This is a genomic window from Xanthomonas sp. NCPPB 1062 (assembly GCF_041481705.2).
In the GTDB taxonomy this organism is placed as follows: Bacteria; Pseudomonadota; Gammaproteobacteria; order Xanthomonadales; family Xanthomonadaceae; genus Xanthomonas; species Xanthomonas euvesicatoria.
The window spans coordinates 1453732-1466508 of the sequence record NZ_CM192987.1; the positions used below are offsets into that span (position 1 = coordinate 1453732).

The 12777-nt window shown below is 64.9% G+C and carries 8 protein-coding genes; 5 read left to right on the forward strand and 3 right to left on the reverse strand.

From position 1 onward, the window contains the following. Positions 1-7: 7 nt before the first annotated feature. The 3 genes from katG to mutS all read right to left on the reverse strand — a co-directional run bounded on the left by katG (position 8) and on the right by mutS (position 6209). A complete protein-coding gene (katG, locus tag ACCQ16_RS06365) occupies positions 8-2254 on the reverse strand; it encodes a catalase/peroxidase HPI (RefSeq protein WP_277572844.1) in 2247 nt (748 codons plus the stop codon). Positions 2255-2685: 431 nt separating this feature from the next. Then, a complete protein-coding gene (locus ACCQ16_RS06370) occupies positions 2686-3300 on the reverse strand; it encodes a DUF937 domain-containing protein (protein ID WP_277572845.1) in 615 nt (204 codons plus the stop codon). A 287-nt stretch (positions 3301-3587) separates the two neighbouring features. Next, complete coding sequence (mutS, locus tag ACCQ16_RS06375; RefSeq protein WP_372380238.1) at positions 3588-6209, reverse strand: DNA mismatch repair protein MutS; 2622 nt, start codon at positions 6207-6209, stop codon at positions 3588-3590. Positions 6210-7579: 1370 nt separating this feature from the next. Here mutS and ACCQ16_RS06380 point away from each other — a divergent pair. The 5 genes from ACCQ16_RS06380 (at position 7580) to ACCQ16_RS06400 (ending at position 12768) form a co-directional block, all read left to right on the forward strand. Continuing rightward, positions 7580-8107 carry a VOC family protein gene (locus tag ACCQ16_RS06380; protein WP_008571133.1) on the forward strand — a complete coding sequence of 176 codons (528 nt, stop codon included), beginning with the start codon at positions 7580-7582 and terminating at the stop codon, positions 8105-8107. A 49-nt stretch (positions 8108-8156) separates the two neighbouring features. Beyond that, a complete protein-coding gene (locus tag ACCQ16_RS06385; RefSeq protein ID WP_014089669.1) occupies positions 8157-9278 on the forward strand; it encodes a tryptophan 2,3-dioxygenase family protein in 1122 nt (373 codons plus the stop codon). Next, a complete protein-coding gene (locus ACCQ16_RS06390; RefSeq protein ID WP_014089670.1) occupies positions 9275-10720 on the forward strand; it encodes an FAD-dependent oxidoreductase in 1446 nt (481 codons plus the stop codon). Before ACCQ16_RS06385 ends, ACCQ16_RS06390 begins: the two co-directional genes overlap by 4 nt. Before the next feature lie 174 nt (positions 10721-10894). Beyond that, complete coding sequence (locus ACCQ16_RS06395) at positions 10895-11980, forward strand: aminotransferase class V-fold PLP-dependent enzyme (protein WP_277572847.1); 1086 nt, start codon at positions 10895-10897, stop codon at positions 11978-11980. Continuing rightward, positions 11977-12768 (forward strand): SDR family oxidoreductase, encoded by a 792-nt coding sequence (locus ACCQ16_RS06400; protein ID WP_372380239.1) that lies wholly within the window; start codon positions 11977-11979, stop codon positions 12766-12768. The genes ACCQ16_RS06395 and ACCQ16_RS06400 overlap by 4 nt, the downstream gene beginning before the upstream one ends. Positions 12769-12777 lie beyond the last annotated feature (9 nt).

Sequence of the window (12777 nt, forward strand, 5' to 3'; positions counted from 1 at the left end):
AGCACGCTTAGGCCAGATCGAAACGATCCAGCTGCATCACCTTGGTCCAGGCGGCAACGAAGTCGTGCACGAACTTCTCCTGCGCATCGGCGCTGGCGTAGACCTCGGCCACCGCACGCAGGATGGAGTTGGAGCCGAACACCAGGTCCACGCGCGTGCCGGTCCAGCGAAGTTCGCCGGTGCTGCGGTCGCGGCCTTCGTACTCGTCCTTCGCCTCCGAGGTGGCCTTCCACTCGGTGCGCATGTCGAGCAGGTTGGCGAGGAAGTCATTGCTCAACACACCGGGACGGCTGGTGAACACACCATGCTTCGAGTCGCCGACATTGGCGCCCAGCACGCGCAGGCCGCCGACCAGCACGGTCAGCTCCGGCGCGGTGAGGGTGAGCAGCTGGGCCTTGTCGATCAGCAGCGCTTCGGCCGGCACTGCGTAGCGACGCTTGGCGAAGTTGCGGAAGCCATCGGCCACCGGTTCGAGCACGGCGAAGGATTCCACATCGGTCTGTTGCTGCGACGCATCGGTACGGCCGGGTGCGAACGGCACGGTGACCTGGTGGCCGGCGGCTTGCGCTGCATGTTCCACTGCGGCGTTACCGGCCAGCACGATCAGGTCGGCCAGCGAGATCTTCTTGCCACCCGATTGCGCAGCGTTGAAGTCGGCCTGGATGCGTTCCAGCGTCGCGAGCACCTTGGCCAGTTGCTCGGGCTGATTGGCCTGCCAATCCTTCTGCGGGGCCAGGCGGATGCGCGCACCGTTGGCGCCGCCACGCTTGTCCGAGCCGCGGAACGTGGAGGCCGACGCCCACGCAGTGGACACCAGGTGCGCCACGCTCAGGCCCGAGGCCAGAATGGTCTGCTTGAGCGCGGCGGCGTCCTGCGCATCGACCAGTGGGTGATCGACCGCCGGCACCGGGTCCTGCCACACCAACTCTTCAGCAGGCACGTCAGCGCCCAGGTAGCGCGAGCGCGGGCCCATGTCGCGGTGGGTGAGCTTGAACCAGGCGCGTGCGAAGGCATCGGCGAATTGTTCGGGATGCTGCTGGAAACGCCGCGAGATGGCTTCGTACGCCGGGTCGAAGCGCAGCGCCAGATCGGTGGTCAGCATCGTCGGGCGATGCTTCCTGGAGGCGTCGTGCGCGTCGGGAATGATGGCGTCGGCGTTCTTGGCCACCCACTGATGCGCGCCGGCCGGGCTCTTGCTCAGCTCCCACTCGAAACCGAACAGATGGTCGAAGTAATCGTTGCTCCACTGCGCCGGCGTGGTGGTCCAGGTGACTTCCAGGCCGCTGGTGATGGTGTCGGCGCCCTTGCCGCTTCCATAGCGGTTGTGCCAGCCCAAGCCCTGGCTTTCCAGCTCGCCGGCTTCGGGTTCGGCACCCACGTTGTCGGCCGGGCCGGCACCGTGGGTCTTGCCGAAGGTGTGGCCGCCGGCGATCAGCGCCACGGTCTCTTCATCGTTCATGGCCATGCGCGCGAAGGTGTCGCGGATGTCGCGCGCGGAGGCGATCGGGTCGGGGTTGCCGTCCGGGCCTTCCGGATTGACGTAGATCAGGCCCATCTGCACGGCGGCCAGCGGGTTTTCCAGGTCGCGGGTATGCGGCACCTGGCTGTCGTCGTCCTTCACCAGCACCCCGTGCGCTTCGTCCACGCCCGGCGAACCGCGCGAGTAGCGGTCGTCGCCACCCAGCCACTTGGTTTCACGACCCCAGTACAGGTCCTGATCCGGCTCCCAGGTGTCTTCGCGGCCACCGGCAAAACCGAAGGTCTTCAAGCCCATCGATTCCAGCGCGACGTTGCCGGTGAGAATCATCAGGTCGGCCCAGGAAATGGCCTGGCCGTACTTTTGCTTGATCGGCCACAGCAGGCGACGCGCCTTGTCCAGGCTGACGTTGTCCGGCCAGCTGTTGAGCGGGGCGAAGCGTTGCTGCCCACGTCCGCCACCGCCACGTCCGTCGCCGATGCGATAGGTGCCGGCGCTATGCCAGGCCATGCGCACGAACAGCGGGCCGTAATGGCCGAAGTCGGCCGGCCACCAGTCCTGCGAATCGGTCATCAACGCATGCAGATCCCGCTTGAGCGCCTGCAGGTCCAGGCGCTTGAATGCGTCGGCATAGTTGAACGACTGGCCCAGCGGGTTGGATTTGCTCGAATGCTGGCTGAGCAGATCCACGCGCAGCTGCTTGGGCCACCAATCGCGATTGGTGGTTCCGGTACCGACGACGGCGTGGTTGAACGGGCACTTTGCTTCGGTGGTCATGGCAATACCTGTGTGCGGGAGCACTTGGGGAGCTGCGTGCCGAAGGTTGCAGACACGTGCTGTTGGAGTCGAAGTGGCGGACGGGGCTTAAGGCTGGGTCATCGGGATTGCGGGAAGGTACGAGCGATACCGGTCTGACGTGGCCGCCGCGTTCGTCGATGCTAGCGCCTGCCCGGAAGGCCCGGAACAGGTCGACCGGGAGCGGACGGAGATCGCAAGGACACGCATCAGGCGGACTCATCACGGTGGCGTCCGGACACGATAAGGAGCATCGATCATTTGGTGAATTCGAATTATTCAACCATATCGATAGCGTGCCACTATGGATAGCACGCCGGTGCCCGACCGGCGTGCTGCACGCCCATTGCATGGGGGTTGCAGGCCGTCATCCGCATCTGCAACAGAGGACGCCGCCCGGTTGGCCTGCTGGCTCAGCGTTTGCCGAACAGGCTGCCGCCCAGCTTCATGACGTCGCCCAGGCCCAGCTGCCCGTCGCCGTCCTGGTCCAGCACGCTGGTCAGTAACCCGCCGGCGCCGGGATGGCTGCGCACCTGCTGATGTTCCTGTGCCAGCGCAGGCCCGAGCTGGCTGCTGGCTGTGGCATCGTCGCCCAGAAAGCGCTTGGCCAGATATGCCATCACGATCGGGGCAAGCAACTGCAACAGCTGACTGGCCTTGCTGGTCTCCAGCCCGGTGGCCTGGCCCAGGCCGGCAGCGGCCTGCGCCGCCTTGTCGCCGAACAGATGGCCGACGATGCCGGCACCGTTGCCCTGCGCACCGGTGGCCGAGCCGCCCAACAACGAGCCGAGCAAGCTGCCCAGGTCCGGGCTGGCGGCATGGTCGCGTTGCAGTGCGCCCAGCAACGCGTCGGTGCCACCGGCCTGCTGGCTATTGCGGCCCAGCGCACCCATCAGCAACGGCAGCGCGGCCTGCACTGCCGACTGCGCCTGCTCAGGCGCAATGCCCAGGCGGCCGGCGAGTTGCTGCAGCTGCGGGCCCTGCAATTGCGCGGCAAGTTGATCGGTCAACGAAGCGGACATGGTCATCGAAAGGTTTCCTGTCTGGCGAAGCGTTGCGGCAGGGTGCGCCCGTCGCGCCGACAGATCAATCCGGCGGCAAGCACACGCCGCGCGTTACGCACGGCGCGATGCAGGACATCGCAATCACGCAACCATGCCTCGACGGCTTCCAAATTCTGCTAACAAACCTCCGCAAAACAGCATCAAGCCGATCACCAATTCCCGCATGGCAAAGCATCCGCACGCGCAGCAAACGTCAGCCATGCAGCCCCGCTCCTACGAATCCCAAATCCCGACTCCCCAATCCCGGCACCTCAAAGCAACGCCTTCAACCGATACAGCGCCTCCAGCGCCTGCTTGGGAGTGAGCTCATCCGGGTCCAGCGCCTGCAAGGCTTCCTGTGCAGCGGAGGAGGGTGCGGTGAACAGCCCGAACTGTTGTGGCGCATCCAGCGCGGTGGGCGCCATCTGCGCGCTGTGGCTTTCGCCGCCGCGTTGTTCCAGTTCCACCAGCCGCCGCCGCGCCTGCGTGACCGCCGCCTTGGGCAGGCCGGCCAGCGCCGCCACCTGCAGGCCGAAACTGCGATTGGCCGGGCCATCTTTCACTGCATGCATGAACACCAGGCGCTCGCCGTGTTCGACCGCATCCAGATGCACGTTGGCGATGCCGCTGGCGCCACCGGCATGCGATTCGTCGGCCAGTGCGGTGAGCTCGAAATAATGCGTGGCAAACAGCGTGTAGCAGCGGTTGGTATGCGCCAGATGGCGCGCGACGGCATCGGCCAGTGCCAGGCCATCGTAGGTGGAGGTGCCGCGGCCGATCTCGTCCATCAGCACCAACGATTGCGGCGTGGCGTGATGCAGGATGTAGCTGGTTTCGGCCATTTCCACCATGAAGGTGGATTGCCCGCGCGCCAGGTCGTCGCCGGCGCCGATGCGGGTGAGAATGCGGTCGATCGGCCCGATCACCGCACGGCTGGCCGGCACATAGCTGCCGATATGCGCCAACAACACGATCAGCGCGTTCTGCCGCATGTAGGTCGATTTACCGCCCATGTTCGGGCCGGTGATCACCAGCATGCGGCGATCGCTGTGCAGGTCCAGATCGTTGGGCTCGAATGGTTGCTCGCGTACCGCCTCCACGACCGGGTGACGGCCGCGCTCGATGCGCAGGCACGGCGCATGAGCGAGTTCCGGCTGCGACCAATCCAGCGCCTGCGCGCGTTCTGCAAAGCCGGCCAGGACATCCAGTTCGCTCAAGGCACCCGCGCAGCGCTTGAGACCTTCCAGCTCGGTGCCGAGTGCGTCGAGCAGACCTTCGTACAGCAGTTTTTCGCGCGATAGCGAACGCTCGCGCGCGGACAGCACCTTGTCTTCGAAACTCTTGAGTTCTTCGGTGATGTAGCGTTCGGCGTTGGTCAACGTCTGCCGGCGGCTGTAATGCAACGGGGCTTTCTCGGCCTGGCCCTTGCTGATCTCGATGTAGTAGCCGTGCACGCGGTTGTAGCCGACCTTGAGCGTGGCGATGCCGCTGCTGGCGCGCTCGCGTTGTTCCAGGTCGATCAGGAATTGATCTGCATTGGTGGATAGGCGGCGCAACTCATCCAGCTCGGCGTCGTAGCCGGTGGCGATGACGCCGCCGTCGCTGAGCTTGAGCGGCGGCGTCTCGGCCACTGCGCTGATCAACAGATGCGCGGTGGCATCGTGCTCGCCGAGTTCGGCATGCAGCGTCTGCAGGCGCGGCGAATCCAACGGTGCCAGGATCGTGCGCACCTTCGGCAACAGCGCCAGGCCATCGCGCAAGGTGGAAAAATCGCGCGGCCGCGCCGAGCGCAGCGCTACGCGGGTGAGGATGCGTTCCAGATCGCCGAGCGCACGGAAGGCTTCGCGCAGATCGGCATCGGCACCTGCATCGATCAGCGTGCCGACCGCATGGTGGCGCTGCAACAGCACATCGCGCAGGCGCAGCGGACGGTGCAGCCAGCGCCGTAGCAGACGCCCACCCATCGGCGTGACGGTGCTGTCCAGCACGCCGAGCAAGGTGTTGCGCGTATCGCCATCCACACGCGTGTCCAGCTCCAGATGCCGGCGCGTGGCCGCGTTCATCGAGATGGCCTCGCTGGCCACTTCCATCGCGATCGAGGTCAGATGCGGCAGGCGCTGTTTCTGGGTCTCTTCGACATAGCCCAGCAGCGCGCCGGCGGCGGCCGTGGCACAGGGTTTGTCGTCGATGCCGAAGCCGGACAGATCGTGCAGTTTGAAGAACGCCAGCAGCTGTCGGCGCCCGCTGTCGGCATCGAACAACCACGGCGGCCGGCGCCGCACGCCGATGCGTCCGCGCAGGAAGTCCGGCCAGTTGTCTTCGTCGGGCACCAACAGCTCGGCCGGTTCCAGGCGCGCGATTTCCGCTTCCAGCGCATCGACGCTGTCCACTTCGTTGACCAAGAAGCGCCCGCCGGCCAAATCGGCCCAGGCCAGGCCGTAGCCGTGTTTACTGCGCGAAATGGCCATCAACAAGGTGTCGCGACGTTCGTCCAGCAGCGCCTCGTCGGTGACCGTGCCCGGCGTGACGATGCGCACCACCTTGCGCTCGACCAGCCCCTTGGCCAGCGCCGGATCGCCGATCTGCTCGCAGATCGCCACCGACTCGCCCAGTGCCACCAAGCGCGCCAGATAGCCTTCATACGCATGCACCGGCACCCCGGCCATGGGAATCGGCGCACCGCCGGAGCTACCGCGCTGGGTCAGGGTGATGTCGAGCAGCCGCGCGGCCTTGCGCGCGTCGTCGTAGAACAGCTCGTAGAAATCGCCCATGCGGAAGAACAGCAGCAGGTCGGGGTAATCCGATTTGGCTGCGAAGAATTGCTTCATCAGCGGCGTGTGCTCGGGAGTACACGTGCTGGGCTTGGAGGTGTCTTTAGCGTTGGAGCTTTGCAAGAAGGTCTTCCAGAATCGGGGCGAGTTGGCGCAAACACGATGGGGGGACACTGCGCGAGTGACGCTGCGATGGTGCCCGCCCTCTCGGCGCTGCGGCGGCCGTGGGGCCATCAGCCTGCGAGCCGTCAGTTTAGCCGAGTAGTGGCCAGATCCTGGACTCTCGTTGGCGGCCTGGCGCCCGCATCCCTGGGGCGCAACGCGGTCTCGGTCGGTTCATCCGCGTGGCATTCAGAGCTTCTGCCTCCGGGCGCTGTACGGGCTTCCCTGTCGACGCGCCCCCGCGCTGCGAACATCGTTGGACGGCCCGTCGTTAAAGGAATGCGAGCCCGTCCTTGCTGCAGATCCGCTGGTGCGGACGCGATGACCAACCGTTGTCGCGACGCATGCAACTGCCGCCCGGCAGAAAAGGCGACGAGACCGCACGCGGAAGCTCCACGCCCGCGCGATGCGGCGCGTGCGAAGACAGGCGCAATGGCAATGCCCCGAGATGTGGGCGCCGGCGAAGGACTCGCTTGAGTGCCTTGACCCGACCGCCGCTGTGAACGGATACGGACGATGACGCAATCGCGTTCGACCTGACACGCTGCACGCGGCTGCATGTCATGGACAGGCACGGCCAGTGCGGCACGACGTCGGCGACATGGCTTATGCGCCCGGTTGCTGCCAACTGATCGGACGCCCCGCAAGCGTGCCGCTTCACCGACGCCAGCGTGCGGCCACGCCGCGGCCGATGGGTAGCTGGCGGGCTGGTTGCTATTGGGGGCCAAGGCGGTGACTTGCCAGGTCGCGATACCGATGCGTACACGCCCGCCGCATCGGTCAGGCAGCGGCGATGTCGCCGCTTGCGACGCCGTTTCGTAGCGTGCGTCTGGCTATTGCATGGAGAGACGGCGAAACCCTCGACGACTTCGTTAGTAGTAAACAGGCGTAACAGCTATCAGATCATCGTCGGAATGCGATTTGGTGACGCGCAGCGCTTGCTTCGCGATGGGAAAGGATTTTTGTAATGGCCTGTGTGATCGCGATCAATCGCGGATTGTGAAAAAACATGCTCCGTGCTGGATTCCGAAAAACTGGTTGCCTTTCCATGATTGAAATTCCGGGCGCAATTGTGCGGTTTCGATAATAAAAAACATCTGGCGTTTGTCGCGGCGTCACAAGACTCTTTTGCAGCAACTACGCATACCGGCGCGATCGATGGGCATAGATTTGCGCTCTGGGAATTGACTGATTTCTCAAAAGGCTTGTCGACCGAACGCGCGCGAGCTGCCGCTCTCCAATGCCATTGGTTCCAGGTTTTGCGTTCGGTTGCAGCGTGATGTACGGATGCCTGCATGCAGTGGTTCCATCCAATCAAGAGGCGCTAGTTCATGTTGAAAAAACTGCATCACGTCGGATACCGCTGCAGGGACGCCAGCGAGACCGTTGCGTTCTATACGCAGGTTATCGGCTTGAAGTTTGCCGCTGCCATGATCGATCACGTGCCATCGAGTGGGGCACGGCCGATCAACAACAATATTTTCTTCGAAATGGAAGACGGCAGTTACATCTGCTTCTTCGACATCCTGGGAAGCGACGATGCAATGGTGCCGGTTGCCGATGACTGGGCGCAGCATCTGGCGCTGGAGGTAAGCGATGAGACGCGTGCCGAACTGATCGCATCCAGGCTGCGCGCACACGGCACTCAGGTCGAGGGACCGGTGATCCATGACGTGGCCGGTGACGATACCCATGCCGAGCTCGCGCGTTCCTGGTACTTCCAGGATCCCAACGGACATCGACTGGAACTGCTGGTCAAGCCGGCCATTGCCCAGACCGGCATCTGGAGCGACTTGCATAAAAATGCCTACGCCAATCTTGCCAGGTGGGAGCGTTTGAAGAGGAGCGCCGCAGCATGAGCGCCCTGCATTCACTCAGCGGCCAGCAGGCACTTCCGAGCGCGCCGCGGTGCAAGTGACCGGAGCCGAGCGTGGCGCAATGAACTACTGGGACTACATCAAGGTGGAGCAACTATTGGCGCTGCAGGGCGGGCTGGGAGACGACGAAACGGCCGTCGGCAACGACGAGGCGCTGTTCATCGCAGTGCACCAGATCTACGAGTTGTGGTTCAAGCTCATCCTGCGTGAGCTCGGCTCGACACGCGACTTGCTGCAGGAACTGCAGCCGGACGACGAACGTATCGTCACCGCCGTTCGCTCGCTGGGCCGTGCAACGGCGGTGTTCGAGCAGGCCAATCTGCATTTCAAGCTGATGGAGACCATGACGGCGCGCGATTTTCTGGAGTTCCGCGGCCGTCTGGCGCCTGCCAGCGGCTTCCAGTCCGCTCAGCTGCGCGAGATCGAGGTGTTGCTGGGTCTGGAGGATTCCGACCGTCTTGCCACCGGGCAGGGCTACTCGTTCAAGGATGCCCTCAGGCTGCCCGATGGCGCCCTTTCGGCATCGGCGCGCCGTCTCGAAGCGCGGATCGCAGGTGGTCCCAGTCTCAAACAATGCCTGTACGCGTGGTTGGAACGTCTGCCGATCGCTGGATCGACCGATCCGGCGGTCGCCGAGCGGTTTGCGCAGCGCTATCTCGATGCCCTGCGTGCTGAAGGCCGCTGGCGCCTGAAGTTGGCGCAGGACAACGGGACGCCGCCGCAGGCCATCGATCAGCAACGCTCGCGATTGGCACTTGAAGACGCGCGTGCAGCGGCCTTCCTGCGTGCAGAGGAAGATCCGCCGGCACCGGCACACGTGCGTGCGCAACGCCGTGCGGTGCGCACGGCCATGATCTTCGTGGAAAGCTATCGCGAGCTGCCGCAGATGGCCTGGCCACGCGAGCTACTTGAAGGCGTGATCGCGCTGGAACAGGCCATGCTGATCTGGCGCCAGCGGCATGCGCGGATGGTGGAGCGCTTCATCGGTCACCGTGCAGGTACCGGTGGATCGCCCGGGGTCGCTTACCTGGACCAGACCGCGCTGCAGTATCGCGTGTTCTCCGACCTGTGGACCGTGCGTTCGCTGCTGTTGCGCAAGGACTGCCTACCGTCGCTGGATGCTGTCCGGCATGGCGAGGACGTCACCCAATGAGAGGCAAGCACATTGCCGTGCTGGGCGGCAGTATCGCGGGGTTGACGAGCGCGCTGGCGTTCGCGCGCAGTGGTGCCAGGGTGACATTGATCGAGCGGGACGCGGTTGATGCAGCGCTTCCTTCGGGTGCTGCCGGTGGTGGGTCGGTCGATCATGGGTGGCGCAAGGGGGTGCCGCATGCCAGACATACGCACGCGCTGGCCGCGCTCGGGCGGCGGACGCTACGAGAGCGTGCGCCGGACGTGTGGAGCGCATTGATCGCCGCAGGCGCCATCGAAATGCCCTTCGGTGCGCAGTTGCAGGGCCTTGCCGCCACACCGCGTTGCGACGATCCGGACCTGTTCGGGTTGTCGGTGCGTCGGGCCTTCGTCGAGACGGTGTTGCGGCCGATCGTGCTGGCCGAGCCAAACGTCACCGTGCTCGCGCAGACCGCGGTAAGCGGGCTGCTTGTTGGAGGGGAGGGGATTGCGATGGTGCACGGCGTGCAGACCGGCAACGGCGAGGTACGCGCGGATCTGACCATCGATGCGCTTGGCCGCGGGTCCGCGCTTTGCAAGTGGCTGCGCACGGCAGGTGCTGCACCCCCCTCGGAATCAGTTGAGAACTGCGGGCTTGCCTACTACACCCGCTGGTACCACCTGATCCGTCGGCCAACGGTTCGGCTTGACGCAGGGTTCTCCGCAGGCGGGTATGCCGCCACAAGCGGGTGCATCGTCTGTCCTGCGGACAATGGCTACGCGTCGATCACCCTGATGGTGCCGCAGGGCGACAAGGCGCTGCATGCGTTCGATGCGCCGGAGCTGTTCACCGCTGCGGCGCGGCAACACGTCGGCATCGCAGCGTGGCTGCAGCCTGGCGTCTGCGAGCCGGTATCGGACGTGCTGCGCTGGCCTGTCTGCGAGAACCGCTTCCGACACTTCATGGTCGATGGGCAGCCGGTGGTGCTGGGTGTGGTCGCCGTTGGCGATGCGTTGTGCACGACCAATCCCACTTATACCCGCGGCATGTCGTTGGCGATGCGTCATGCGTTCGCGCTTGCCGATCTAGTGCAGCAAGACGGCTTGGACGATCCGCATCGCTTCGCGGCGCAGGCCGATGCTCTCGTACAACAGTGGATTCGGCCATGGCACGACGACAGCGTCATGCAGGACCGTACGCGCAGCGCGCTGTGGGCCGGTACGCCATCCCCGCCGCCGCAGGGGCAGATCACGCTGCAGCACATCTCCGCCGCCGCGCGCCATGACGCAGTGGTCTGGCAGGCACTGGCGCGCCGGACAGGGATGCTGGACCCGCCCGATGCGATCTTTGCGCGGGCCGATGTGCTGGCGCGCGTGCGCGCATTGGGCGTGCAGCCCATGCCGCCATCGCAACCTGGCCGAGACGCACTGCTACAGCTCATCGACCGGCACCGCTCCGCCAACTGTGTCCACCCGCCTGCCTGATGACCGGGTCACCTGGAGTTCTTCATGCAACAAGCAACCTGGGGTCTGGACCGCAGTCCAAGCCCGTTTCGGAGCTACTTTGCGTTGGATCCCGACGTGCGCTGTCTCAATCACGGCATGTTGGGCGCCTGTCCTGTCATGGTCCTGCAACGGCAAGCCGAGCTGCGCGCGCGCATGGAACGTCAACCCGCGGCGTTTGTCCTGCGCGAACTTCCGCTGTTGCTGGACGAGGCTCGTCAGGCCCTGTGCGAGGTGATCGGCGCCGATCCCGAGGATCTGGCTCTTGTCCCCAATGTCACCACTGCGTTGAGCGCGGTGCTGCGCTCGCGTGTCTTCGTGCCGGGCGATGAGATCCTCACTACCGATCACGCCTATCTGTCCTGTGCCAATCTGCTGGATTTCATTGCGCGTTCCACCGGGGCGGGGGTGGTGGTGGCCAGGGTACAGGTGCCTGTCAGTCATCCCGATGAGATCCTCGATGCGGTGCTCGATCGCGTGACCACGCGGACACGCTTGGCGGTGCTGGACCATGTCAGCAGCCCGACCGCCATCGTGTTCCCGATCGCAGCATTGGTGCAGCGCCTGGACGCGATGGGGGTCGACACGCTGGTGGACGGTGCGCATGCACCGGGCATGCTGGCGCTAGATCTTCGCGCCATTGGGGCGGCCTACTACGCAGGGGATTGCCACAAATGGCTGTGCAGCCCGCGCGGCGCGGGTTTCCTGCATGTACGAAGCGATCGCCAGCAGGGCCTGCATCCGGCAGTGATCAGTCGCGGCTACGGCGATACGGCGACACGTAGGCCGCGTCTGCATCTCGAGTTCGACTGGCTGGGCACTTCGGATCCGACCGCGCTGCTTTGCATTCCCGCCGCGCTGCAGTTTCTGGCCGGCCTGCTGCCTGGCGGCTTGGACGCCCTGTACACACGCAACCATGCATTGGCCACCAGCGCAGCTGCGCGTCTTGCACAGTCGTTGCCGTTGATACGCGTGGCCCCGGATACGATGGTGGGCAGCATGGTGGCGTTGCTGATGGAATGCCAAGCTCCGACGATCACCGCCGCCCAACTGCAGGATCGGCTGTACGACGCCCACGCGATCGATGTCGCAGTAGCCGCCTGGGCAATGCCATCGGGGCAGTTGGTCCGGCTATCGGCGCAGGTCTACAACGCCCTGGACGACTATGCCCGGCTGGGGGAGGCATTGGCTCACTGCCTTGCGGCACCAAGCGATGCCCAGACGCAAGGAGTGCTGGCATGAGCATTCCCGACTTCGAGAACAAGCATGTCGTGATCACCGGTGGCGCAGGCGGGATCGGTATCGAGCTGATCAAGGTCTTTGCGCATGCGGGGTGCAAGGTGACCTTTACCTACCGGCCGGGCGAAGACAGTCGCTTGCGCGCAGGCGCGCTGGTAGCGGCGATCGGTGCCGACCGGGTGGTTGCACGCGTTCTGGATGTTGGCGATCGCGACAGCCACGCACACTTCATGCAGGCCCTGCGCGAGCCTGTCGACATCGTCATCCATAATGCAGGTGTCGGCACCAAGACCGTGGAGCGCGCAGCGGCAAGCCACAAGGAACAGGACGAGGTGTTCTTCCGCGTCAATACGCTCGGGCCGTTGTGGTTGAGCGAAGATCTGATTCCCGGCATGCAGGCGCGCGGGCACGGGAAGATCCTGTTTATGAGTTCGGTGGATGGCGGCATCACACATTTCCCACGCTTCCGTGCCGCCGACGGCATGAGCAAGGCGGCGGTGGCGTTTCTGGGCCGGCAACTGGCTGCGACGTACGCGTGTACCGGCATCGATGTCTTTACCGTCTGTCCAGGCGCGACCGATACGCCGATGTTCCAGGCCAGTACCTTGAACGCGCTGTCGACCGAGCAACGACGGGTGCTCGAAGCCTCGCTGCCGGGGGGACGGTTGATTCATCCACGCGAGATCGCCGATCTCTGCTTCTACCTCTGTCGCGAGGAGGCGCGCATCCTGCGTGGCGCCGTCATCGATGCATCGCTTGGCCTGGGTGTCTGCCCGGCCGTCATGGGATAAGGACCGCAC

Coding starts and splice junctions, on each gene's coding strand:
- katG (WP_277572844.1), bottom strand. CDS start 2,254: ATGACCACCGAAGCAAAGTGCCCGTTCAACCACGCCGTCGTCGGTACC.
- ACCQ16_RS06370 (WP_277572845.1), bottom strand. CDS start 3,300: ATGACCATGTCCGCTTCGTTGACCGATCAACTTGCCGCGCAATTGCAG.
- ACCQ16_RS06380 (WP_008571133.1), top strand. CDS start 7,580: ATGTTGAAAAAACTGCATCACGTCGGATACCGCTGCAGGGACGCCAGC.
- ACCQ16_RS06390 (WP_014089670.1), top strand. CDS start 9,275: ATGAGAGGCAAGCACATTGCCGTGCTGGGCGGCAGTATCGCGGGGTTG.
- ACCQ16_RS06395 (WP_277572847.1), top strand. CDS start 10,895: ATGGAACGTCAACCCGCGGCGTTTGTCCTGCGCGAACTTCCGCTGTTG.
- ACCQ16_RS06400 (WP_372380239.1), top strand. CDS start 11,977: ATGAGCATTCCCGACTTCGAGAACAAGCATGTCGTGATCACCGGTGGC.